The 26197-nt window shown below is 30.0% G+C and carries 19 protein-coding genes; 1 reads left to right on the top strand and 18 read right to left on the bottom strand.

Features of this window, described 5'->3' with window-relative positions; translation table 11 throughout:
* Positions 1-17 precede the first annotated feature (17 nt).
* The 12 genes from E5347_RS09180 to E5347_RS09125 all read right to left on the bottom strand — a co-directional run bounded on the left by E5347_RS09180 (position 18) and on the right by E5347_RS09125 (position 14538).
* Entirely contained in the window at positions 18-815 is a 798-nt protein-coding gene (locus E5347_RS09180) for a gluconate 5-dehydrogenase (RefSeq protein WP_136006652.1), read from the bottom strand.
* Positions 816-834: 19 nt separating this feature from the next.
* Positions 835-1665, bottom strand: a complete 831-nt coding sequence (gene kduI / locus E5347_RS09175; protein ID WP_136006650.1) for a 5-dehydro-4-deoxy-D-glucuronate isomerase — start codon at positions 1663-1665, stop codon at positions 835-837.
* A 237-nt stretch (positions 1666-1902) separates the two neighbouring features.
* The gene (locus E5347_RS09170) at positions 1903-2844 is read right to left on the bottom strand and encodes a sugar kinase (protein WP_136006647.1); all 942 of its coding nucleotides are present in this window, start codon (positions 2842-2844) and stop codon (positions 1903-1905) included.
* Between the two features lie 66 nt (positions 2845-2910).
* A complete protein-coding gene (locus tag E5347_RS09165; protein WP_136006645.1) occupies positions 2911-3531 on the bottom strand; it encodes a bifunctional 4-hydroxy-2-oxoglutarate aldolase/2-dehydro-3-deoxy-phosphogluconate aldolase in 621 nt (206 codons plus the stop codon).
* A gap of 98 nt (positions 3532-3629) precedes the next feature.
* Positions 3630-6554, bottom strand: a complete 2925-nt coding sequence (locus tag E5347_RS09160) for a polysaccharide lyase 8 family protein (protein ID WP_136006643.1) — start codon at positions 6552-6554, stop codon at positions 3630-3632.
* A 246-nt stretch (positions 6555-6800) separates the two neighbouring features.
* A complete protein-coding gene (locus E5347_RS09155) occupies positions 6801-8213 on the bottom strand; it encodes a glycoside hydrolase family 1 protein (RefSeq protein WP_136006641.1) in 1413 nt (470 codons plus the stop codon).
* A 15-nt stretch (positions 8214-8228) separates the two neighbouring features.
* Positions 8229-10088, bottom strand: coding sequence for a beta-glucoside-specific PTS transporter subunit IIABC (locus E5347_RS09150; protein WP_136006639.1), 1860 nt, complete (start codon positions 10086-10088; stop codon positions 8229-8231).
* Between the two features lie 185 nt (positions 10089-10273).
* Positions 10274-11107, bottom strand: a complete 834-nt coding sequence (licT, locus tag E5347_RS09145) for a BglG family transcription antiterminator LicT (protein WP_136006636.1) — start codon at positions 11105-11107, stop codon at positions 10274-10276.
* 337 nt (positions 11108-11444) lie between these two features.
* Complete coding sequence (locus E5347_RS09140) at positions 11445-11774, bottom strand: PTS lactose/cellobiose transporter subunit IIA (protein ID WP_425350446.1); 330 nt, start codon at positions 11772-11774, stop codon at positions 11445-11447.
* Positions 11775-11801: 27 nt separating this feature from the next.
* A complete protein-coding gene (locus E5347_RS09135) occupies positions 11802-12116 on the bottom strand; it encodes a PTS sugar transporter subunit IIB (RefSeq protein WP_136006632.1) in 315 nt (104 codons plus the stop codon).
* Between the two features lie 123 nt (positions 12117-12239).
* Positions 12240-13142, bottom strand: a complete 903-nt coding sequence (locus E5347_RS09130; RefSeq protein WP_136006630.1) for a haloacid dehalogenase-like hydrolase — start codon at positions 13140-13142, stop codon at positions 12240-12242.
* A gap of 70 nt (positions 13143-13212) precedes the next feature.
* A complete protein-coding gene (locus E5347_RS09125; RefSeq protein ID WP_136006628.1) occupies positions 13213-14538 on the bottom strand; it encodes a PTS sugar transporter subunit IIC in 1326 nt (441 codons plus the stop codon).
* 214 nt (positions 14539-14752) lie between these two features.
* Between E5347_RS09125 and E5347_RS09120 the strand changes: the two genes are divergently transcribed.
* Entirely contained in the window at positions 14753-15940 is a 1188-nt protein-coding gene (locus tag E5347_RS09120) for an ROK family transcriptional regulator (protein WP_136006626.1), read from the top strand.
* Between the two features lie 314 nt (positions 15941-16254).
* Here E5347_RS09120 and E5347_RS09115 read toward each other — a convergent pair whose 3' ends face one another.
* The 6 genes from E5347_RS09115 to uxuA all read right to left on the bottom strand — a co-directional run bounded on the left by E5347_RS09115 (position 16255) and on the right by uxuA (position 26054).
* A complete protein-coding gene (locus tag E5347_RS09115; RefSeq protein ID WP_136006625.1) occupies positions 16255-20445 on the bottom strand; it encodes an immunoglobulin-like domain-containing protein in 4191 nt (1396 codons plus the stop codon).
* Between the two features lie 298 nt (positions 20446-20743).
* Positions 20744-21367: a bifunctional 4-hydroxy-2-oxoglutarate aldolase/2-dehydro-3-deoxy-phosphogluconate aldolase gene (locus E5347_RS09110; RefSeq protein ID WP_136006623.1), complete on the bottom strand. Its 624-nt coding sequence runs from the start codon at positions 21365-21367 to the stop codon at positions 20744-20746.
* Positions 21368-21434: 67 nt separating this feature from the next.
* A complete protein-coding gene (locus tag E5347_RS09105) occupies positions 21435-22382 on the bottom strand; it encodes a sugar kinase (protein WP_136006621.1) in 948 nt (315 codons plus the stop codon).
* A 161-nt stretch (positions 22383-22543) separates the two neighbouring features.
* Positions 22544-23947 carry a glucuronate isomerase gene (gene uxaC / locus E5347_RS09100; RefSeq protein WP_136006619.1) on the bottom strand — a complete coding sequence of 468 codons (1404 nt, stop codon included), beginning with the start codon at positions 23945-23947 and terminating at the stop codon, positions 22544-22546.
* A 185-nt stretch (positions 23948-24132) separates the two neighbouring features.
* On the bottom strand, positions 24133-24984 hold the full coding sequence (locus E5347_RS09095; protein WP_136006617.1) for an SDR family oxidoreductase: 852 nt from the start codon (positions 24982-24984) through the stop codon (positions 24133-24135).
* 26 nt (positions 24985-25010) lie between these two features.
* Positions 25011-26054, bottom strand: a complete 1044-nt coding sequence (uxuA, locus tag E5347_RS09090; RefSeq protein ID WP_136006615.1) for a mannonate dehydratase — start codon at positions 26052-26054, stop codon at positions 25011-25013.
* Positions 26055-26197: the final 143 nt, after the last annotated feature.

The following is a 26197-nucleotide window of genomic DNA, read 5'->3' as shown; positions in this document are numbered from 1 at the left end:
AATTAACAATTTATCTACTAAGCTTCTGGTTGTTTTCCTATGGATGCTAATATACCACCATCTACATATAATATATGGCCATTTACAAAGTTAGAAGCATCTGATGCTAAGAATACTGTAGGTCCAATTAAATCATTTGTAGTCCCCCAACGAGCTGCTGGTGTTTTAGAAATAATAAAATCATTAAATGGATTTCCTTCAACTCTTAGTGGAGCTGTTTGTGGTGTTTCAATATATCCTGGTCCTATACCATTACATTGAATATTGCTTTCACCATATTCTGCACATATATTCTTTGTTAGCATCTTTAATCCACCTTTTGCTGATGCATAAGCACTAACAGTTTCACGACCTAACTCGCTCATCATAGAACATATGTTAATGATTTTTCCATGTCCCTTTTTTATCATAGATGGTATTACTGCTTTAGAAACAATAAATGGTGCATTTAAGTCTACATCTATAACTTTTCTGAAATCAGCTGCAGTCATTTCAATCATTGGAATTCTTTTAATTATTCCAGCATTATTAACTAAAATATCAATAACTCCAACTTCTTCTTCTATTTTCTTTACTAAAGCTTGTACAGCATCTTCATCAGTTACATCACATACATAACCTTTTGCATCTATTCCATCTGCTTTATATGCATTAATTCCTTTATCAACTAGTTCTTCATTTATATCATTAAAAATTATCGTAGCTCCTGCCTTTGCTAAACCTGATGCAATAGCATATCCTATTCCATAAGATGCACCTGTTACTAAAGCTACTTTTCCTTCTAATGAAAAATTATTCATATTAAAATCATTCATTAATTTCATCCTCCTCGATTTATTTTAAGTCATCCATATCAACCATATCCATATCATCATATGTTATGTTTTCTCCACACATTGCCCATATGAATGTATAGTTGCTTGTACCCACTCCTGAATGTATTGACCAACTTGGAGAAATAACAGCTTCTTCGTTTCCTACCACAATATGTTTAGTCTCATCTGGTTTTCCCATTAGGTGGAAAACTTTTGTATCTTCATTCATATCGAAATATAAATAAGTTTCCATACGTCTTTCATGAGTATGACATGGCATTGTATTCCATGCGCTACCTTCTTCAAGCACTGTATATCCCATTTGTAATTGACAACTTTCACATACATTTGGATGAATGTATTGGAATATTTTTCTCTTATTTAATGTTTTACCTTCACCAACAACTCTTGGTGTAATATTATCTATGCTTATTTTCACATTTTGATATTTATGATGTGCAGGTGTTGATACAACGTAAAACTTTGCTAAGTTATTTAAGTCATTAGATTTAAATATTACTTGCTTAGTTTCCTTTCCAATATAATATCCATCTTGCTTTTTCATTTCTTCTTCTTTACCATCAATAATTATTGTTCCAGGACCACCAATATTAATAATTCCAAGCTCACGACGTTCTAAGAAGTAATCTACTCCAAGTTCTTTTGTAAGAACGATTTCTAAAGGCTTGTCCTTAGGTGTTACACCTCCAAATATTTGACGATCATAATGTAAATAAGTTAAACAAATTTCACCAGGCACAAATATTTTTTCTTGTAAAAATTCCCCTCGTAATTCTTCTGTTGAATAATGCGCTATATCCTTAGGACTATGTGCATATCTAGTTTCCATTTAAACCTCTCCCTTCTTCGTGTTAACCACTTAACACATTAAGATGTTAATACTATATTACTACCTTTTGAAATCGTAGTCAATAACTTTTCAGAAAATTTTTTCTAAAACAAAAAAACTCCCGAAGGAGTTTTTCAAATTAAATTATTTTTAGTAATAATAAACAAATTACATTAACAATTTTATATTCTTATTTATTAATTTTTTAACTGAACTATTCTTGTGATAACTCAGGTTTTACATTCTTTTTTCTATAAATTTTTTCAACTCATCATGTGTAGGTAAACCCTCATTATCACTTGAATATGTAACTTGAATTGCACCAATTGCATTACCTCTTATGGCACACTCTTTAATTGATAATCCTTCTAATTTGCCACTTAATACACCTGCAGCAAAACCATCACCAGCCCCTACTGTGTCTACTACTTTTTCAACTTTAAAACCTGGTTGTTCAAAACTATCATTTCCACTTCTCACATAAGCTCCCTTACTGCCGTTCTTTATAACAACTTCATTAATACCAAGATTTTGATAAAAATCAGCTATTTTTTCTACATCATCACTTCCAGTTAATATCAAGCCTTCTGCCACACCCGGTAATATCAAATCACATTTTTTTGCTAAATCATTTAGAACATTAACCATAACTTCTTCACTTTCCCATAAAGCTGGTCTTAAGTTTGGATCAAAAGTTACATAAACACCTTTTTCCTTAGCTCTTTCAATTAATTTATATGTAGCTTCTCTAGCACTTAATGATAATGCTGGTGGTATTCCAGTTACATGAAGAAGTTCAACTCCTTCAAAATCAACCCTATCAATATCTTCTGAAGTAATATGTGAAAATGCTGATCCCTTTCTATAGTACTCTGTTACAGGATCACCATCTGAACATTTGCTTTTTAGCATTAATCCAGTTTTATTTAAACTATCAAAAGTTATAAATTCTGTTCCTATTTTTTCTTTATCAATAAATTTTTTAACATATAAGCCTAACGGATCATTTCCTAATCTAGTAATATATGAGACAGTATGTCCCAATCTTACTAGGCCTGTACAAACATTAAGCTCTGCACCAGCTACTGATTTTCCAAATAAATTTACATCCTCTAATTTCCCTTCAGCTTGAGCTGTAAATAGAGCCATTGCCTCTCCAAATAATAGTACTTTACTCATATTATAATTTTCTCCCTAACATTATTAATAGTATAAAATATATAGTCAAAATTTTTAATCACAGCTTTATTTATTAGCTTGTATTAATTTTTCACAACGTTCTTTTAATAACCCAAGATTTGATGAATTTATTCCCTTAGTTAAATATCCGCCAAATCCTGTAGCATATGCACCATTTTCAAACCATTCCTTAACATTCTTATCATCAACTCCACCTGTTGGCATAATTTCAATAAATGGCATTGGCGCTTTAATTCCTTTAATCATTTTCATAGGAATACAGTCTCCTGGAAATAACTTAACCACATCACTACCAGCTAAATATGAATTATAAACTTCTGTTGGTGTTGCAGCTCCCATTGAACAAAATACATCCTTTTCTCTACAATAAGAACCTACTTCTTCTACAATACAAGGCGATACTATAAAATCAGCTCCATTATCTACTGCAAGTTTTGCCTGTTCTTTAGATAATACTGTTCCTGCCCCTATAAGCGCATTTGGAAATTCTTTCTTTAAATCACCAATTAATTTTTCTGCATTTGGAAGACTAAATGTAATCTCTAAAGATGTTATTCCTGATTCCACAAGAGTCTTACATATAAGCTTTGCTTCTTCAATATCATTTCCTCTAATTACTGCAATTAATTGTCCCTTCATTAACTCTTTTACTTCTTTCTTGTTCATACAACTCTCTCCTCTGCTTATATTGTTTATTATAGGAGTAAGACAGAACATATTAGTCTGCCTTACCTTTTTTACTTATAATATTATTATTTTGAAATTTATTTTTTCTTTCTTTTAAAAATTACTGCTCCTAATAATGTTAATACTCCACCTATTCCAGCTATAGCAGTTCCCCCTACTACAGCTCCAGTATTAGGTAGATTCTCTGATTTATTTGAATTATTTTCTGAATTTGGAGCACTTGGATTTTTCACTTCATTTTCTACTGATACTTTAAATTCTTTTTCTATTCTAGCTCCCTTGCTATCAGTAACTTCAAATACTACTTTATACTCTCCTTTTTCAGTAACTTTAAAGTCATTATCTAGTTTAATATTATTTTCTTTAATCTTAACAGCTTCACTCAAATCCCCATCTTCTTTATCTGAGGCTACTATTTTGTGAAGACTCTTATCCCATGTATCACCAACATATAATCTTACATCCTCTCCATTAATTGTTGGAGCCTCATTTATAACTTCAGCTTCTATATTATCCTCATCTAAAGCTTCTCCTAATTCCACTGTTAATTCAAAGCTTGCCCCCATAGCACCAGAAGTATTTACATCAAATGCTATCTTTTTATCATTTAAACTTAAGTTTGAAATTTGATTATCTGATTTTACTAATTTAGTTGCTGATTTTGCAATTTCTATTGATAGACTTTCTCCTTCAAATGTTGGATCAGAAACTGCTATTGTTAATGTATTATCATCATTTTCCTTTATCATAATTGATGCTTTTCCTGATGATGTTATAGATCCTGATGTATTTTTTCCATCAACCCAGAAATTTGCACCTTCCATCTTTAATTCTGTATGCTCAACTCCTTGGGCAACTTCATCATTTCTTATGATTTTAATATTAGGATTATTAGCGTACTCTTCCACTTCATCTGATGTCTTGTTTGGTAATAATATATAGCTATATCCTTCATTTTCTACATTAGCACCATGATCTATATACATGGTTAAATAATTGTTTGTAACCATTTTATCAGCAGCTGTATTAGAAGCATTTATATTAAACCAGTTACCTTCTCTATAGTCTCTTAATATATTAATATCAGCTCCATCCGGGAAATAATATCCAATTCCTGTTCTATCTACATCTCCCTCTAAATATGCCCAATTAGCGTTTTCAACATTATCATTATCACCTAAAGATTGTACCTTTTCTTCTCCATTAACAATAAATCTATTACTTCCATCTTTGCTTATTTTTCTATTTTCAACTATTGTTTCTGTATTAAATTCTTCTGGATTGTTTATTCCTGAGCCTAATGCAACAATTTCATCATCAAACATAAACCATGATTTATTTGCTTTTAGAGAATCGTACTTATTATCTATTTGCATTCCTGCAACCCCATAGTTACCAAGCTTAGTTCCACCAGACCAACTACTATTTCCTAATTCATAATAAACTTCATCTTGTAGTGGTGAACCTGCTTCTATACCTGGAAGAATCTCTTTATCTGCTCTTTCTCTCGTATCTACTGTTGTTCCTGGCATCCTATACGGATCTATTGTTGCCCAAAAATCGTCTGAGAATTGAGTTAAATCATCATTATAAAGATAAGTCATCCCATCACCTTGGAACCAAGGTTTTAAATTTTCCTTATTCATAAATTCATATTTACTTATTCTACTTGAGCTTCTTGAAATGGCTAGTGCATAATCATCTCTTTCATGAACAGTCTTATCCATCATATTTAGAGCATAATGATTTGCACCTTGTAATGACTCAACAATTGCTTGGCTATTCATTATTTCATAGTATTTATCTATTACATTTATTGATTTAAACTTTGATCCGAAATCTATTACATCCTCTGCTTCAATAGCCCATTGCTTTACTAATGATTGTATTCTGTTTGCCATATCCTCATCTGAAATCATAGATACTTTAATCATTCCTTCAATAATTCCAGAAGCCTGTATATATCCATTTCCGTTATATCTTGATATAGATCTTCCTCTAACCATATCCATAACATATCCTTTGTATATTATTGGATCAAAGCTTTCAAATATCCAATTATATATATTATTTTTACTTTCTGTTTCAATTTTCCATGGAGTACCTTCTAGTAAGAACATTACATTGGATATTTTATCTATAAGAACGTTTCCATAAGAACCAGTATAAGCAACTATTCCATGTTGAACATAAGAACCATCAGGATAAAATCCATCCCCGCTAGTTACATATTCAAAAACATCTTCTATATCTTCTGAAGCTTCCTTTATTTTTTCTGGATTCTTTTCATTAACACCTTGAAGCAATTTATTTAAACATACATCTGCTAAATTAGCTCCCGTATGATATTTACTTCCTGGTTCAATACTTGGTAAAAATTTTTGTATTGCATCCATATATCTAGTTATTTGTTCTTCTGTTAAATCATCATACATTAATACAACAATATTATTTAACCTGGCAGGTGCGCCAATCATCCATTCCCACCAGTTCCCATATTGCTCAATTTCACTATTATAAGCATTTTTATTTATCCATTCTAATGCATAAATGATTTTATCCTTTAGTTCTTCATTTTTGTAATAAGTATCATTTGGTAAACTATAAGCCATACTCATTGATAAAATATTATTATACATTGATGTTATTCTAGCTGGATTATCTTTATAATCTTGTAAATTCTCCCACAAATAATCATTAGTATCATCTAAGTTCATAGAATCTAAATAAGTTTTAGTTTGTTTTACATATCCTGATATTTTGCTAGCTATAGTTTTATTGTTAACATCAATTGATTCACCACCTATTAAATCTTCTTTGCATTTTAATCTAATAGATTCAATTATGCTATCCACATCTGCATTTTTCACATCAAATATAGTGCTTGTACTATATTCAGTTGTTACTGCATTTGCAGTATTAGGTAAAACTACACTTACAATCACACTTCCTGCCAATACTGATGCAATCATTTTTTTTGTTGCTTCTTTACTTTTTCTCATAATTTATCTCTCCCCCTATAATATTTAAATAAAAAGCTAAAGTTAATATATTATAACATCTTAACACATTAACCTATTAATATTATACGTTTCCATGTAATTTATTGTCAACATTCGATTGTGATTTATATTTAAAATAAATTATATTAACTTATTTGATAAAATAGAGGACCTTATCAGAACAATTATAAGTGTTCTGATAAGGTCCTTTATTTTAAGCTATAATATTTTGTTTTTTATTAAGTATTAATCCACTAAGCTTCCACCATTAGTTCTTATAACTTCTTTATACCAATTGAAACTCTTTTTTTTATAACGATTTAGAGTACCTGAACCATCATTTTGACGATCGACGTATATAAATCCGTATCTTTTCTTTAGTTCTGCTGTAGATGCACTAACTAAATCAATACATCCCCAACTTGTGTATCCCATTATTTCAACACCATCTTCTATAGCTTTTCCTAGTTCTACTAAATGGTCATTTAAGTATTTAATACGGTAATCATCTAATACTGTTTTTTCACCATCTACCTCTACTAATTCATCTATAGCACCTAATCCATTTTCAACAATAAATAATGGTTTTTCATAACGATTATAAAAATAGTTACATATATATCTTAAGCCTTGAGGATCTATTTGCCATCCCCATTCAGATTCTTCTAAATATGGATTTTTAACTCCTGAAGTTAAATTTCCTCTTCCTTTTTCATACTTTGATAAGTCTTTAGCTGTACATTTACTCATATAGTAACTAAAAGATATAAAGTCTACTGTATTTTTTAGTATTTCTTCATCTTCTGGTTCCATTTGAATATTAACGCCTAATTCCTTAAATAACTTCTTTGTATATCTTGGATACTTACCTCTTACATGAATGTCTGTAAAGAACATAAGATCCTGATCACGTTCCATTGAAGCTATCATATCATCTGGGTGTGGAGTCATAGGATAATTTACTACTCCAAGTACCATACATCCTACCTTTGCATCTGGCATAATTTCATGTGCTATTTTAACTGCTAATGCACTTGCAACTAATTCATGATGTGCTGCTTGATAAACATCTTGCTTAGTTAACTCTGCTTTTGGAGTTAATATCCCAGCTCCCATTAATGGGAAGTGTATTACAGAATTTATCTCATTAAATGTCAGCCAATATTTTACCTTGCCCTTATAACGTTCAAAAACTACTCTACAATAATTCTCAAAGAACTTTATTAGCTTTCTATTTCTCCATCCATCATAAGTCTTAGCTAAATGAAGTGGTGTTTCATAATGAGATAAAGTTACTAATGGTTCGATACCATATTTTAAACATTCATCTATAACATTATCATAAAACTTTAATCCTAATTCATTTGGAGTTTCTTCATCACCCTTAGGAAATATTCTAGACCATGCAATTGAAAATCTTAATGTCTTAAAACCCATTTCTGCAAATAATCTAATATCTTCCTTATATCTATGATAAAAATCTATTCCTACAAGCTTTAAATTTTCTTCTACTGGTCCATCTGAAATTGGACCTACTATTCCATTTGGCATTATATCTTGAATAGATAATCCTTTTCCATCTTCATTATAAGCTCCTTCACATTGGTTAGCTGCTATAGCACCTCCCCATAAGAAACCTTCATTAAATCTTGTTCTCACTAAAATTCTCCTTTCTTAATTAAGAACTCTTATTAATGTATCTTCATTCTTAATATAAGTTTTTTCAGTTCCTAATACATCCATATAATTTGCAGTATTAGTAACAATAACTGCTGTAGTTATATCATATCCAGCATTTTTAATAGCTTCTTTATCAAATTCTATTAATAAATCTCCAGCTTTAACTACATCACCTTGTTTTATATGAGAATTAAAATATTTACCTTCTAATTTTACAGTATCTATTCCTATATGAATTAATAGTTCTACACCATTTTCATCCTTTAATCCAATAGCATGATTAGTTTTAAATAAAGATTCAACTGTACAATCAAATGGAGCAAAAACTTTTCCTACTGTTGGTATAACAGCCATACCCTTACCCATAAGCTCTTCTGCAAATACATCATCATTCATTTCTGATAGTGGAATAACTTCTCCTTCAACAGGAGTAGCTAAAGATATTTCTCCAACTATTGATTTAGATTTAGTTTCATTTTTTTCTTCTGAAACTTCTTTATTTTCTTCTTCAATATCATCAAATCCCATTATTAAAGTAACTATTGTAGTAGCAACTATTGCGATAACTATTGTAATACATGCATTTAAAACATTTGACATATCATCACTAATATAAACTGGAATTGCAGCAAGTCCTGCTGTAGCTGATGCATATGTTCTAATTCCAGCAATACCAGCATAAAGACCAGCTATACCTCCACCTATCATAGATGCATATAAAGGTTTTTTAAGTTTAAAGTTTACACCATATAAAGCAGGTTCTGTAATACCCATAAATGCAGTTGTACTACTTGATAAACTTAATTGCTTTAATGATTTATTCTTAGTTTTAAATCCAACTACTAAAGCTGCTGTTGCTTGAGCAATATTAGATGATAACATACCAGGTCCTAAGATTGTACCATATCCTAAAGTCGCATATTGAATTTGTTGGATAGGTGCAAAACAGTAATGCATACCAGTCATAATAAATAATGGAGTAAATGTACCCATAATTACAGGAATAAGCCATCCAGCTCTATCATTTATAAAGTTCATTCCAATAGCAAGAATTTCACCAACATAATTACCTAAAGGTCCTAAAGCAGTAAATCCTATTAAAGAAGTTATTATTAAAGTAATAAGTGGTACTAAAAATACTTTAACTGAAGCAGGTGATATTTTCTTTGCAAACTTTTCAACATATGATTGTGCAAATACTATTAAAAGTATAGGAACAACACTTGAACCATAAGAAATCATTCTTACAGGTATTCCAAAGAAAGCAACTGGGTCACCAGTATTTAAAGCTGTAAAACTTGGATGCAATAAAGCAGCTCCAAGTACAGCAGCTAAATAAGGGCTACACTTAAATCTCTTAGCAGCTGAATAAGCTAATATAACCGGTAAGAAATAGAATACTGTATCACTTAAAAAGCTTAAATAAGCATATGTTTGAGTCCCCGCATCTACTAGTCCAAAAAGCTTTAATACTGCTAATAAAGCCTTTATCATACCTGATCCCGCAAGTGCTGGAATAATTGGAGTAAATATTGCTGTAATAGTACCTAAAACTTTATTTATAATTCCTGTTTCTTTATCTTCAGAATCTGAAGATGAATTTTCAGCAAAGTTACCTAGCTTATGTATTTCATCACAAACCTTACTTACATTTGTTCCAATTATTATTTGGAATTGTCCATTTTTATTTACTACTCCTTGAACTCCATCAAGTTTCTTTATAGCCTCTGTATTAGCCTTGCTAACATCATTTAAATTAAATCTTAATCTAGTCATACAATTTGTAACACTAGCCACATTTTTTTCTCCGCCAACTAATTTTAATATTTCATTGGCCATCTTCTTAAAGTCCATAATTTATCTCTCCTTACAAAAACTTATAAATTTTTTTATAAAAAAACCTAGAGTATTAGAAATAAAATTTATAACACAAACTAAATTTATAAAAAATTTAATTTATATATAAACCATTCTAATACTCTAGGTCTTGCCTGCACTACCAGTAACAATCCTATTAAATAGGTCTCATTCAATTTTTACTAACTTGTAATAATTCTCTTAATATGAACAGTTAAATAAACTAATTCATCTGAATTTAATTCCTTATTGTACTTATCCCTAATCAACTTAGCAATCTTTAATGTACATTCATAAGCTTCTGGATATCTTAACTTAACAACTTCTTCAAAGTCTTCATCTCCATCTTCACTTAAGGTACTACTTAGTATTCTATAAGCGAAAAACTTTAAATGAGTTAAGAATCTACTATAATACAATGAATCTTCATCTATATCAATTTTAAAATGATATCTTATTACATTTAATATATTTTGAATAAATTCAGTAACTTGTATAGTATCCCTTATAGCTTCACCACCAAGTTCTGCATTTACAATATGCATTGCAATTGAAGCCGCTTCATCTTCTGGTAAAGTTATATTAAACTCTTTATTTAAAAGTTCTATAGCCTTTAAACCTATACTAAACTCTTTCGGATAAAACCTTTTTATTTCCCACAATAAAGCATTGCTAAAGGGAAGTCCCTTTTCTTGTCTTGCTATAGAAAAACTTATATGATCTGTTAAAGTTAAATAAATATTTTCACTTAGTTCCTCATTAAGTGTTTCTTTAGCATATTTTATAATACTCTCTGTAACCCTCATATACTCCATAGGAATTTGAGTTAATATTGAGAAAAGCTTTCCTGATACAGATTTAGATTTTAAGAAAAATTCCTTTTCCACTTTACTTTTATCTACTTTTTCACCTTTTTTCTTTTGAAATCCAATTCCTGCGCCTAAAAGAATTCTCTCCTGATTTCTTTCATTAACTGCACATATTACATTATTATTTATTATGCGTGTAATTCTCATATATAATACTCCTAGCATATATGAATTTTAAAAAGACCTAATAGGCATATAAATATAAATTATTAAACATAAAATACATTTATATACCTATTAGGTCTTGCCTGCTTACCAGTAACAATCCTAATTACTAACATTATTAACTTATCTATATAATAATATATCAGTATAACGTTGTCAAGAATCTTTTTATAACGTTATCAATAAATACTCATTATTTCTATTCACTTTATCAAGTAAATTTTGTAAACTTTATACTTATCACTTCTTTTTTCTTCAGCCCTTTAAATCACTTTCTTTACATATTTATTATTCCCTAATTATATAATAAATGATAAAATTACTTTTCATCAATTCTCTTATATACATCAACAATTTCCTTTGCTAAATCCGTAAATGCCATTGAAGTCATTAAGTGATCTTGTCCATGTACCATTAATAAAGAAATTTCCGACTTATTTCCTTTAGCTTCTTCAGTTAACATTCCTGTTTGAGAATGATGAGCCTTTACTAATGAAGCTTCTGCTGCTGAAATCTTAGCTTTAGCTGATTCAAAATCTCCAGCCTTAGCAGCTTGAATAGCTTCCATAGCATTACTTTTAGCATCTCCTCCATATATAATTAACTCCATAATAACTTCTAAGTTTGTTTGTTCTTCCAAATTAAACACTCCTTTTAAGTAATTGGATCTATAATTTTATTTCATTAATTTAAGAGCTTGATCCAATACCTTTTCTCCATTCATCATACCGTAATCTGTCATTTGTATTACATCTAATGCAATTCCCATTGGTGCAACTTTTTCTTCAAATTGCGCTTTCATAAATCTTACTTGTGGCCCTAAAAGTAATACATCTACTTTTTTCTCATCTAAATAACTATCTGCCTCTCCTGCTGAAATAGCAAATATATCTGCTTCAATACCCTTAGTTTCAGCGGCCTTTTGCATTTTCGCAACCATTAAACTAGTACTCATTCCTGCAGCACACACTAACATAATTGTCTTTTTCATATATATACACCCTTTCCTATCTACGGTTAATAACCTCTCTATTTTTAGTAATATATAGGAGGATAAGTTGAATTTTAACCTATCATCCCAAATCTTTTAACTATATTCCTATTTATCAAATAATTAACGGTTAATTGAACGTGCAATCATTGATACTGTATGACGAACACCACGTATTGCCTTGCTCATAGCAAAAATATTCTCGAAAGGTGCAACACCTCCATATCCTGCATCACCAATATGTTGAATATCTACACCACAAATCTTATTTCTTATAGCAATTTGCTTAATAGTATCTTCATCAGAACTTTCTTGACTAGTACCAATAGCTGTTAATACAAGAGCGCCATTTTCATGTGCTACTCTAACTACTTCTCTTAATTCTGAATCATCAAAACCAGGTACGGTACCAACTGCAGGCACTAATATGATATCTGCACCAGCATCAATAAAGCTTTTTACTGCCTTTAAATCTGCAACTGGCTCATTAACACCAGCGCCATGCATTTTACCAGCAATTATTAATCCTGAGAAATTTTCTTTTGCTAAACGAATTGTTTTTTCTATTTGTGAATTAGTAACTCCTGTACCTGGATTACCAGTAAAACATACAAAATCCATGCCTAGTTTTTCAATTTCTTTAATTGTCTCAAGATTAGCTTGTCTACCTTTGCTTATAGTAAAAAGATCTTCTGCCATATCAGCCTCTAAGTCTACAGGCTCTAGGTTTACTCCTATTGGACGCCCTACTAAATTATGTAGTTCATCTACAAAAGAAACTCCTTCTTTTACTTCTAATCCAAAGATACAAGGATCTAAAACATCTACACAATTAAGCAGAATTAAATCTGCTCCAAAAGCTCTAGCTATCTCAGAGTTAGTAATATCACCGATAAAGGATTCTCTTGGTGCCACATTCTCTGAAAGAATAGTTCTCCCTTCGCTTGCTTTAATACTTTGTTTTAACTCTGCCGCGGTCATTTGCAATATTTCCGAAGCATTTGCACTAATTAATCTTTTACCCATAATTACTCCTCCAAATATTTCTTTAACTTATATTAATTTATTTATTTATTTTTTATTTCTTTTATTTTATTCAACTCATTATATTGTTGACTTCATTAGCTTCTACTGCTTCTACTGCTTCTAAAGCTAAATTTTGCTTTTCAACTGCTTTATAGAAGAACCAATAAATTGCTACGTCTACAAGTATACATACTAATTGTAATACAGCTCCGCTTATATGATTTCCAGTTGTAAGGAATCCACTAAGAATTGGTGGCATTGTCCATGAAACTGTTATACCTGTAGTTCTTGCAACTAACCCCGAAGCCATTGCTACATATGATATTACCGCATTTGCTACTGGTGCTAAAATAAATGGTATTATTAATGAAACATTCATTACTATTGGTAAACCAAACATAGCAGGTTCATTAATATTGAATATACCAGGAGTTAAAGTTAATGGCGCCATAGCTTTAGTCATTTTGCTTGCATTTTTACGTCTAGCAATGATTGCAATAACAATTACTAACCCAATTGTGGCTCCACCGCCACCCATATATACGAAATTATCTATAAATGGTAGTGTAATAATATTTGGTAAATGAGCTGCACTATCAGCTTGGAATAATAAACGGTTTGCATCTGAATTCATTAACCAAATAGGTTGAAGAATGCTGTTTACAACGTTTCCTCCATGGATACCAACGAACCAGAATAAACTATTTAATAAGATTGCAATAATTGTTCCAAATATGTTATTACCAAGTAGCCCTAAAGGTCCTCCTAGAACTATCATCATTATGTCATGAATATTACCAATATTCATCTTATCAAGAACTGCAAATACAACTAACCATAAAGTTATAATAGCTGCACCTGGAATTAAAGCACTAAAGCTTCTAGCAACTGCAGGTGGAACAGAATCTGGTAATTTTATTTGAATATCACGTTTTATAAACCAGATAAAAATTAAAGCTGAAATAATACCAAGAATCATAGCTACGAATAAACCTTTACTTCCCATGTAGCCAACTGGGATGCCTGTACCTGTTTCACCGCTTACAAAAGGTGTAACAACTATAAATGAAGATAATGCTATAATACCGGCTGATACTCCATCAACTTTATTTTGACGAGCTAAGCTATTTGCAATTCCAAAACTTGCTACTAGACCCATTAATCCAAAACTACTATCTACACCCTTCCACAAATAAGCATCAATTCCTACAGCTGTTAACCAATCAGTCCATGCTTTAACAGGAAAACTTGCTATTATCATGAATAACGAACCAATAATAATTAGTGGCATACTTAATGTTATACCATCACGTATTGAAATTAATACTTTGTTTGCCCCAAGCTTCGCAGCTATAGGTAACATTTTTTCTTCAAGAAACTCATTTAGTTTTTTCATATTAACCTCTCCTCATTTAATTAATTATAAAAAATAATTTATAAACTAATTAAAACCATTTCATTTCATATATTGATAATAAATAATTATTTATTAACTAAATAATATATTATAAATTATAATCTGTCAACGATATTTTTTGGGTAAAATTCGCATAATTGTTTATAAATTATAATCAATGGTGTATAATATTATTAAAAGAAGGAGGATCTTTATGAAACTTACAAAAAAACAGCAAAAGTTAAGATTTAAAATTTTAGATAAAATATACGCTAAAGGACCTATTTCTAGAATTGATATTTCAAAGGAAACTGGAATTACACCTGCAACAGTTAGCGAAATCACTGGTAATATGATTCAAGAAAAGCTTATACATGAAATTGGAGAAGTTGTACCTGAAGAAAGTAAATCAGGAAGAAAAAAAATACTGTTAGGCATATCTTCTAACCATAGTTTTTATATAGGAAGCGAATTATCTCCAAAATATATATCATTTTGTTTAACTGATAATCTTGGTAAAATTTTAAAAGAAAAAATTATTCATTTAGCTAGCTATGATTTAGAAAAAACTTTAACAGAAGAATTTTACACTAGTGAATTGACCAATTTCGTGAAATCTTGCGAAGAATATAACCCAGAAGGAATTGGTATAGCACTTCCTGGTCATTTTGATAAAAAATCTAAATCAATTATTAGTAACAATTCCTTTTGGAAAAATTTTGATATTAAAAATTTATTACATAAAATTAATCTACCAATTTATTTAGAAAACAATGTTAAGTGTATGACATTAGCTGAAAGATTATTTAATTCTAATGGTACTGACGATAATTTTATATTCTTCCACGTTGGTAGAGGAATGTTTTGTTCATATATGTATAATGGAGAACTTTATGCTGATGATAATTTTCTTGTAGGAGAAATAGGACATATAATTGTTCATCCTGATGGTGAATTATGTGAATGTGGTAAAAGAGGTTGTCTTCAAACTTATGGAAGTGAAGCTTGGATTATAAAAAAATCCCAAATACTTTTTGATAATTCAGAAACCACATACCTAAAGCAATTAGTTGCAAATAAGAGCGAAATAACAATAGAAACTATATTAAAAGCCTATAGTATAGGCGATGCTGGAATAATAACTATACTTCATTCTGCAATAAAATATCTTTCAATTACTATAAATAATTTGTCTATGATGATTGACTCAAGTAAAATTATAGTTAATGGAGAACTATTTAAGGAACCATTGTTATCAGATTTATTAAAAGAATATTTAAATAAAAATATTAATTTATCAGTTATAGAGAACAAGCAAAATGTTATAGTAAAAAAATATTCTAATACAACTGGAGCTATATCAGCCTCAGCTCTTTGTTTATCAAAAGTTTTAATTAATTAAAATTAATTCCCTTTAGTAAAATTATTGTTCTTTCTACTAAAGGGAATTTTTACATATTATTTATTATTATAACACAGTACTCTTTTCTTCTATAAATAAAATACTTATCTCTTGATTTTTATAAATAATACTAGTTTATGATTTAACACCAAAAATAAATTCATCAAATAATACGCTAAAAATTATGAATTAAAAATTGAAGAAAATACTTCTGATATAGCGTAGATTAATCTAACCCCAGGATATCAAAAAGTTTAGGTATCTCAAAGTTCTGCTACCCTAGGGCATTATTTTATCTTTATTTATTTATTTATTTATTTTCTATAGCTTAATACTTTTTTCTTAGCTAGTACTAATCCAGCTCCAATTAAAGTTAAAGCTCCTAAAGCAAGATATATAACTGATTCACTTCCTGTCTCAGGCAAGTTATCTTTCTTTAAATCATCTAGGCTATTTTCTGAATTAGAGCCATAATCTGATCCAGAATTTGAATCTGAGTTAGATCCAGAGTTTGCTCCTCCATTGTTTCCATTACCAGAGCTTGTCCCATTATTATTGCCTCCATTATTATCGTTATTATTATCTTCTCCTGGAGTAGATCCCCCTACTTTCTTTACAGTGATAGTTCTTGTAACTACTTCTGTATTTCCAGCTTTATCTGTTACTGTATAAGTAATTGTGTACTCTCCTTCCTTAGTTGTATCAACATTTCCAGTTACAACTATCTTAGAAGTTAGGTCTCCATCTCTATCATCACTTGCAGTAACTCCATCTAGTGGATTAAATTCTGTGCCTAATGGAACTTCATTATTTTTAGGTAAAGTAATAGTTGGCTTTACAATGTCCTTATCTACAGTAAAGTAATTTACATTTGTTCTAGAAAGTCCACCAAAGTCATCTGTCACTTCTGCATACCATCCATATACCCCATTTTCTGCATTTTCTAATGCATATGAAATTTCAGTATCATTAGTTATATTATTTACTGTACCAAAAACTTCATCAGTATATACATTTACATCTATACCAGTTGTTTCAATAGTCTTTTGCTTTGGCTCAATTCCTAAGTCAGCAAAAGAGATATCGAAGGATTCTTCTCCTAATATAGTGTCTCCACCTGGAACTGTATCTTTAGCATTATAATCATCTAAAGAAGGTGAATAAGTTCTAAATAATACTTTTTCATTTTCTAAATCAAAATGCATTAATCTCATATATCCCATACCACCTTCAGGTAGTCCTTGATAATCAAATAGCATTTGATATACTTTTCTATCATTAACTCCATCACCATCATCATCAAATTCATTAATTACAGTTTGAGCATTATGATAATGTCCTGATAAAACCATAGATACATTTGGATTTGTAGCAACTACTTCATTAAATATTCTTTGTGGCTCTTCTCCAAGGCCTCCACTAGCTAGTAAGTATTCATGAAAGTTTAAAATAGCCTTTCTTTCAGGATATTTTTTAAGAATATCATTCATCCATTCTATTTCTTCATCAGAAACTCCCCAACCTACATACATCATTATAAAATCAATTCCGCCTACAGTTATTAAATCGTAGTGAGCTCTATTATTCTTATAACTTTCACCATACCATGGATTATTCTTAAATCTATCTTCTCCAAAGTAAGTACTATAGTTTGTATAATCTCCTGTTAAATGACCAACATCATGATTACCAGCTAAAACACCATAAGGTAATCCTGCATCATCTAACTTCTTATAAGCTGCGTCAGCATTTTCCCATTGAGAAATCATATCTACATCATCAATAATATCCCCATCATGGAATAGATATTGTATATTCATTCTTGAACGATTTGCAAGTAGCCAATCATGTATATTTAATTGATGTTCATACTTTCCAACTATATCTGGGTTGTCTGGGGTATCCTCATTATAATATTGTGTATCACTTTCAAGTGCAAAACTAAAATCATAAGTATTTCTATCTACATCATTTTCATTACTTGTAGTAATAGTAGTATTTTCAGAAGGAACTGCTGGTGTACCTGCCTCATATTGTGTTGGAGTATATCCTTCCCCATTTTGCACCATTACTTTTACCTTATTATCTTTTAAATGATCCTTTAACGTAACAGAACCAGTTAATTTAATTTCATTATTTCCTTCTATTTCAGATCCAACTATTTCAGCTCCAATTACATTAGGAGAGTTTGTTGGCTCTACCTCTTCCCCATTTTGCTCCATCTTTGTTGTAACTAAATCATAGGAGTTTGTCACATAATTATAAACATACATTTTTGTTTTTGAATTATTTGATTTTCCCTTCCAATCTACTTGAATTGTAGCATTCTCATTTACTTTATCACTTAAAGCAATATCAAATTCTTCATAAGGGAATCCATTACTAGAGTTCTTATCAAATACTTGAGAATTAGTCCCTGAAGTTTGGCTAACCCCTTCTGTTTTAGAAATATTATAATCTCCTAAAACATATCTCTCACCTCTTTTAAAGGAAACAGTCATATTATCATCAGTGCTATCTGTAGCCTTTATTGAAAATACAGGATCCCTGTCTAATATCGCTCCAGCTCCTGGTTTAATTTCTAAACCTAGTTTTGCATTTTCTTCAGGAATATTAAATTTAACAATCTTAGTATATTCATTATTACAATTATCAACTGCATATATTTCTAAAGTGTGCTCTCCAGGAGTTAATTCAAGTGCTCTAAAAGTATAAGGTACTTCAATAACTTTCCCATCTAGCTTTGTAATAATATTCTTAACACCAGAAAGCTTATCAGTAGCATCTACTGTAATTGAATTAGTACCCTTATATATTTCTCCATCCTTAATATTAGTAGTAATTTCAGGTGCAGTATTATCTACTATAAATTTAACAGCTTCACTTTCATTTGAAGATGTTAAGTTACCAGTTAATGTATGAGTTCCATCAGAAATCTTCCTTGTATCTAAGTTATATCTTAAAGCATTAAAAGAATCATCACTAGGAGTAAATATTGCATTTAATATTTCAATCTTCCCTGCTGAGTCCCCCATATTAATAACTTGTTCTGGATTATCATATCCTGATGGACGTAATATACTTCCATCTGGTAATACTAATCTAATATTCTTAACAACAAAGTCATCATTATTTTCCCAGTTATGTTCTAAAGCATTTGCCTTATTACCTGCATGAATATCAATTTGAATACTTTCACCCTTAGTGAAATACGTTGGATCTACATCATAAGCTACTGTATCCCACTTATCGTAAGTTCCTTCATTAAATATTCCAAGAACAGTGTTTCCAATTGCAACTGCATTTTTAAAGAAAGTATCTGTTTCTTTAATATCAAAAACTATCTTAGCCTTATTTTCTATAGATGGAACTGCTTCAGAAGTCTTATCTTCTCCATCAATAAGTAACTTATCACCTGTTGTAATTAAGTTATCTATTCCAAATAAATACTGATTTTCACTTATGTTAAATCTAATATTTGAAGTATCTATTTCATTATTAGTTATTCTCTTAACATCAGTTTTTACAGTATTAAATCCATCACTAACTTCAAAATAGTAATCAAAATAAGCTTTTCCTATTAAATCATACTTAGAAATTGACTTTGAGAATATTTCTCCATCTATTTTAGTTAAATTATATGTTTCATAATCACTCATTTTATTGCTTTTATAACTTAACCTAACAGTCTTAATATTAGTTTCATCTGACTTTGCCTTTACCTTAAAAACTACTTCCTCTTCAGCTGTAAAATTATCAGCTGTGATATTTTCTGCTACAGGTAAATTTGCTGGAACAGAAGGAGTAACTTGTACTGGCTTATCACTATCATTAACAACTCCTGGATCTGGAGTTCCTTTATTAGTTGTCATAACACTTTTATTAGTATTTTCATCATATCTATACTTAATAGATTTATCTGCTGATGTGTCTTTTACACCTTCCATATTATAAGCTATGAAATCTAACTCTTCATAAATACTAGTAGTAAGTCTTAAAGCCCTTGCCCCACTGTTAGCCATACCACCATTGTATAATTCAAATAAACTCTCATTTATCTTTAAATTAGTTTTAAAATTCTTATTAAAATCATCAACAGTTAAATCATTGTTGCTTCCATTCTTAATCCAAAAAACAACTGCTTCTCCACTTTTAACTTTAACATCATCATTAATATCTACCCATAATACATCACTAGCATCACCCTTATCTGGATAATTGTAATATAATTTATAATCCTTTAAGCTCACTTCTCTGTTTGAGTTATTATAAACTTCAATAAACTCATAGGCATCTGCTCCATTAACATTCTTAGAATCTGGTAGTATTTCAGTAATAACCAATTCTGGATTTTCCACCTTACTTAGCTTAACATTATTTTCAGTATTACTTGCTGCCAATAATGTTCTTGAGCTTACCGCCATAGTCTCCAGTGGTGTTGTACAAATTAAAGCCGTTAGTCCTAAAGTAAATAATTTGCTTCTATATAACTTTCTTTTAGCCATAATATCCTCCCTTAATATCGCATTATGTAATTTTCATAAGCCATCTAATAGGGATTCTATCATATATAATTTTTCTCATATATCACAACTATGTAAAATCATGTAAAGCTTTTTTAACGATTATTAGAAATATTTAACACAAAAGGCCATTAGTAGAATAATTTTTTATTTTCTACCAATAGCCTTCAATTTTACTATAATCTATAATCTAAAGTTCAATTTCTATAGTATTTTCAAAATATTCTCCCTTAGAATTAACTCCAGTTTCAGAGCTTATTCCTAAAGCATTTCCATAGGATTATTTTTTTACATTTGTTATAACTTCTTTGCAATATTCTTTTACCCCTGTAGCTCCACTAGTTTTATATACCTTATTTAAATCACTGCCAATACCACTACAATCTGCTCCACTATCTATCCATTCTCTAATATTATCCTTGTTCACCCCACCAGTTGGCATTATATTAATATCTTCAAATATTGACTTTACTGCACCTATAAACCCTTTTCCAACAACTGTTCCTGGAAATACTTTTATAAATTTTAATCCCATTTTATATACTTTATTCACTTCTGACATTGTCATTAATCCTGGAATTATTAATACTTTTCTTTGATTTGAATATTTTATTATTTCTTCATCAACACAAGGAGAAACAATAAAATCTGCATTATTTTCAATACATTCATCTACAGCATCTTTAGTTAATACAGTTCCTGCTCCAACACATATACCATTGTATTTATCTTTTAATTCTTTTATTAATTGAGGAGCACTTGGTACACTCATAGTTATTTCTATGACCTTCATTCCACCTTCAATTGCTGCTATACTAATTTCTTTAGCTTCTTCATATGTCTTAGTTCTAATAACAGCTACTGCTTTTTCTTCCTTGAATATATTGTAAATTTTTTCAAACATCTCTTATACCTCATTATATTTATTTTAAATTATCTCATTAATCTACTTTTACTTTTTATAAATAACTCTATCGTTCTATTTTTTTCGACTTTCCTAAATGTACTAAAACATCATCATAATAAGGTAACCCCTCATTATCACCTTCAACACCAACTACTAAGGAACCAACCGCATTTCCAAATTTGACACATTCTTCTAAACTTTCACCATTACATAATGCTGTTAAAAAACCTGCTGCAAATCCATCTCCTGCACCTACTGTGTCTACTAAAGCTTTTGGCTTAATAGCATCTACTTCATAAATATCCCTACCATCTGAACCAATAGCACCTTTCGAACCTTTTTTAACAATAACTTTTCCTATTCCATATCCATGGAATATTTTTATTGCATCTTCTATAGAAACATCTCCTAATAATATGTTTATTTCTTCATCACCAATTAAAAGAATATCAACATCAGGTAATATCTTCTCTATATAAGACTTTGATTCATCTTTTGTCCACATTTTTAATCTTATATTAGGATCAAAGGAGATAGTTAAGTTATTTTTCTTTGCTAATTTTATTGCTTCTAATATAATCTCTTGATTATTTTTAGTTATTGAAGGAAATACTCCTGTTATGTGAAGTATTTTTGCCGCTCTAAAATATTCTTCATTTAAATCTTCACATTTCATTGTACTTGTTGGTGAATTTTCTCTATAATAAAATGATCTACTAGATCCATCTGATAAAACTTCTCTAAAGTATACTGAAGTTTGATATCCATCCACAAGTTTAACTTCTGAAATATCAATATCCTCCCCTCTAGCAGTTTTTATTATATATTTTCCAAAATCATCGTTACCAAGTCTACTTATAAAACCCGCTTTTAGTCCTAATCTTGCACATCCTATAGCAACATTTAGCTCTGCTCCACCTACTTTTCTTTTAAAAGTATCTGAAAATATTATCGGTCCCTTTTCTCTAGGGCACATTGCAATCATAGCATCTCCTATAGTAATTACGTCCATTAAGCCTCTCCCTCTTTCATAAGCATCATCTGCTTTTTATATTTATTAAATTAAAAAAAGTTATCTGATATACTATCTATAAATAAACTAGTAACTTAATCTACTAGAGGAGCATATGTCTTTCTTAAATTAAATAAAGTATTATAACAATAAATTCTTATTTAAATACCAAAGTATTCATTGGCATTGTCATAACATATACCTTGAACAATTTTCTTAAGTAATTTTTGATTTTCTGGTACTTCACCATTTTCAACCCATTCTCCAATTAAATTACATAATATTCTTCTAAAATATTCATGTCTTGTGTATGATAAAAAGCTTCTAGAATCAGTTAACATACCAACGAAACGACCTAATAATCCAAGATTGGATAAGGCTTTCATCTGTTCAATCATTCCATCCTTATTATCATTAAACCACCAAGCTGATCCAAACTGTATTTTCCCTGGAATTCCATCACCTTGGAAGTTTCCTAGCATAGTTCCTAAAACATAGTTATCCTTTGGATTTAAAGTATATAAAATAGTTTTAGGAAGAGAACTTTCTCTATCTAAGGAATCTAAAAGTCTAGAAAGAGGATAAGCTATACTTTCATCATTTATAGAATCAAACCCAGCATCTGCTCCTAGTTTTTCCTTCATTCTTGTATTATTATTTCTAAGTGCAGCAATATGAAGTTGCATTGTCCATCCTAATTTATAATAATGTTTGGCTAAAAATCTAAATGTATAAGTCTTATATTTCTTTTCTTCTTCAAAACTTATAGATTGTCCATCTAATGCTTTTTTAAATATTGCCTCTGCTTCCTCTTTTGAAACTTCCGCATATAATACTGTATTATTCATACCATGGTCTGATATTCTACATCCAACTGAATGGAAAAACTCTACTCTAGATGCAAATGCCTGTAAAAACTCATCATAGTTAGTGATAGTAACTTCAGATATTTTTTCTAATTTCTTTACCCATGAAGTGAATCCTTCTGCATTTATCTCCATACCTTTATCTGGTCTAAATGTTGGTAAAACTTTCACATCAAAACTTTCATCTTCTTTAAGTTTTAAATGATATTCTAATGTATCAGTTGGATCATCTGTTGTACAAATAACCTTTACATTTGACTTTTTAATTAAGTCCCTTACTTTAAATCCTTCTCCATTAAGTAATTTATTAGCCTTTTCCCATATTAATGGAGCTGTATCTTCATCTATAACATCATATATTCCAAAGAATCTTTGAAGTTCTAAATGAGCCCAATGATAAAGTGGATTTCCTATAGCCATTGGTAATGTTTTTGACCAAGCTAAGAATTTATCATAATCATTTCCATCACCTGTAATATATTTTTCATCTACACCATTACTTCTCATTGCTCTCCATTTATAGTGATCCCCATATAGCCACGCTTCAGTAATATTTTTAAATTTTTTATTTTCATATATCTCTTTTGGATCTATATGGCAATGATAATCTATAATAGGCATATTTTTTGCATAATTATGATATAAATCTATTGCTGTTTGATTGGATAGTAAAAAGTTTTCATCCATAAATTTTTTCATTTTAATCATCCTTCTTAAACTTAGTTAAATATTTAACTTTGTTAGTCTAACTTAAGTAAGATTTTTTCCAAGCTCAAAATATACTATAAAGATATAACTTGAATCCAATCTTACATTAAGGAAGGCTAATATTACTTTTACTAAATAAGTTCTTTAAATTAATGAATATATAATTAAGGTTTTATCTATACACCTGAATAAGCGTTAAATCCACCGTCTACTGGGATTACAACTCCTGTTACAAAACTAGAAGCAGGTTTTGAAAGTAGATATAATAATGTTCCTATAAGTTCTTCACTTTCACCAAATCGTCCCATTGGCGTAGCTGCTAAAATCTTACCTGTTCTTGGAGTTGGAGTTCCATCTGCATTAAATAGTAATGCTTCATTTTGCTGAGTTACAAAGAATCCTGGTGCAATAGCATTTACACGAATTCCTGATTTTGCAAAGTGAACTGCAAGCCACTCAGTAAAGTTGCTTATTGCAGCCTTAGCTCCTGAATAAGCTGGAATTTTGGTAAGTGGAGTAAATGCATTCATTGAAGAAATATTTATAATGCTTGCGTCTTCTTTATTTAATAAATCTTTAGCAAATACTTGTGTTGGTATTAATGTTCCAAGGAAGTTTAAATTAAATACAAATTCAACTCCTTTAGGATCTAAATCAAAGAATGTAGTAATATCATTCTTATCTATATCTCCCTCAAAATAATACTCATTAGTTGTTGTTGCTCTAGGATTATTTCCACCTGCACCATTAATTAAGATATCGCAAGTTCCTAAATCTGTAACAATTTGTTCACGAGCAGCTTCTAAACTTTCTTTATTAAGTACATCTACCTCATATGCTTTTGCAATATGACCTTCTTTAATAATTTCATTTGCATAGTTTTGTGCTCCTTCAAGATTTCTATCTAAAAGAGCTACCTTAGCTCCACATTCAGCAATTGCTTTTGCAAACATACTGCAAAGTATTCCACCTGCTCCTGTAATAACAACTACTTTATCTTTTAAATCTATTTCAAATGGTATTTTCATAATATCTCCTCCAAATTTATAATAATTTATTTTAGTTTTTCAAGAGTCTCCCATATACCGTTAATATAACTTGCGCCTAATGCACGATCATATAATCCATATCCAGCTCTACCTGTTTCACCCCATATCATTCTTCCATGATCTGGTCTTAAATAACCTTTGAATTTATTCTTGTGTAAAATTTTCATAATTTCAACAATATCAAGTGAACCACAATCTGAGCAATGAGCTGACTCTTCAAAACTTCCATCATCTAAAATTTTTACATTCCTTACATGCATGAAATGAATTTTTCCTTGTGCACTGTATTTATCAATCATTTCATAGATATTATTTGATTTCGTGCATCCTAATGATCCTGTACATAATGTTAACCCATTATTAGGACTATCAAATAATTTCAAAAATCTATCTATATTATTTTCATCAGTTATTATTCTTGGAAGCCCAAATATATCAAATGGAGGATCGTCAGGGTGTATTGCCATACATACATCATTTTCTTCTGCAACTGGAATAATTTTTTCTAAGAAATATTGTAAATTTCCCCAAAGAGCTTCTTTATCAATCTTTGAATACTCTTCAAATAAATCTTTTAAATCTTCTTTCTTATAACTAGAATCCCAGCCAGGAAGAGCTAATTCTCCAGTTAAAGGATCCATCTTTTCAAGTTGATTCTTATAATAAACAAGTGTTGTTGATCCATCTTCTAACTCTTTATCAAGTTGAGTCCTTGTCCAATCAAATACCGGCATAAAGTTGTAACAAATAACCTTCACACCAACCTCAGCTAATCTTCTAATATTTTCAATATAATTCTCTATGTATTTGTCCCTTGTAGGTTTTCCTAACTTTATGTCTTCGTGAACAGGTACACTCTCAACGATATCAAATATAAGACCTGCTGATTCTATATCCTCTTTTAATTTTGCTATACTTTCACGGCTCCATACTTCTCCTACTGGTACATCATAAACAGCTGTAACAACACTTCTCATCTTAGGAATTTGTCTTATATATTTTAGTTTTACAGGATCACTTTCTCCATACCATCTAAATGATAACTTCATATTAACCACCTCTTATTTAAATTTTAATTAATCATTTTTTATTGATTTTATTATCTCTTAGCACCAATATTTCATCTTTTTCAAATATATTTCTTACTTTTTTATAAATAAAGTTAACTGAAATTCAGCAATTTTTATTAATA

Source organism: Clostridium sartagoforme, assembly GCF_004794105.1.
Taxonomy (GTDB): domain Bacteria; phylum Bacillota; class Clostridia; order Clostridiales; family Clostridiaceae; genus Clostridium; species Clostridium sartagoforme_B.
This window is presented reverse-complemented; position numbering and strand designations above follow the sequence as displayed.

Coding starts and splice junctions, on each gene's coding strand:
- E5347_RS09115 (WP_136006625.1), bottom strand. CDS start 20,445: ATGGCTAAAAGAAAGTTATATAGAAGCAAATTATTTACTTTAGGACTA.
- E5347_RS09105 (WP_136006621.1), bottom strand. CDS start 22,382: ATGGACGTAATTACTATAGGAGATGCTATGATTGCAATGTGCCCTAGA.
- uxaC (WP_136006619.1), bottom strand. CDS start 23,947: ATGAAAAAATTTATGGATGAAAACTTTTTACTATCCAATCAAACAGCA.
- E5347_RS09125 (WP_136006628.1), bottom strand. CDS start 14,538: ATGAAAAAACTAAATGAGTTTCTTGAAGAAAAAATGTTACCTATAGCT.
- kduI (WP_136006650.1), bottom strand. CDS start 1,665: ATGGAAACTAGATATGCACATAGTCCTAAGGATATAGCGCATTATTCA.
- E5347_RS09095 (WP_136006617.1), bottom strand. CDS start 24,984: ATGAAAATACCATTTGAAATAGATTTAAAAGATAAAGTAGTTGTTATT.
- uxuA (WP_136006615.1), bottom strand. CDS start 26,054: ATGAAGTTATCATTTAGATGGTATGGAGAAAGTGATCCTGTAAAACTA.
- E5347_RS09120 (WP_136006626.1), top strand. CDS start 14,753: ATGAAACTTACAAAAAAACAGCAAAAGTTAAGATTTAAAATTTTAGAT.
- E5347_RS09130 (WP_136006630.1), bottom strand. CDS start 13,142: ATGGGTAAAAGATTAATTAGTGCAAATGCTTCGGAAATATTGCAAATG.
- E5347_RS09135 (WP_136006632.1), bottom strand. CDS start 12,116: ATGAAAAAGACAATTATGTTAGTGTGTGCTGCAGGAATGAGTACTAGT.
- E5347_RS09110 (WP_136006623.1), bottom strand. CDS start 21,367: ATGTTTGAAAAAATTTACAATATATTCAAGGAAGAAAAAGCAGTAGCT.
- E5347_RS09170 (WP_136006647.1), bottom strand. CDS start 2,844: ATGAGTAAAGTACTATTATTTGGAGAGGCAATGGCTCTATTTACAGCT.
- E5347_RS09160 (WP_136006643.1), bottom strand. CDS start 6,554: ATGAGAAAAAGTAAAGAAGCAACAAAAAAAATGATTGCATCAGTATTG.
- licT (WP_136006636.1), bottom strand. CDS start 11,107: ATGAGAATTACACGCATAATAAATAATAATGTAATATGTGCAGTTAAT.
- E5347_RS09165 (WP_136006645.1), bottom strand. CDS start 3,531: ATGAACAAGAAAGAAGTAAAAGAGTTAATGAAGGGACAATTAATTGCA.
- E5347_RS09180 (WP_136006652.1), bottom strand. CDS start 815: ATGAATGATTTTAATATGAATAATTTTTCATTAGAAGGAAAAGTAGCT.
- E5347_RS09150 (WP_136006639.1), bottom strand. CDS start 10,088: ATGGACTTTAAGAAGATGGCCAATGAAATATTAAAATTAGTTGGCGGA.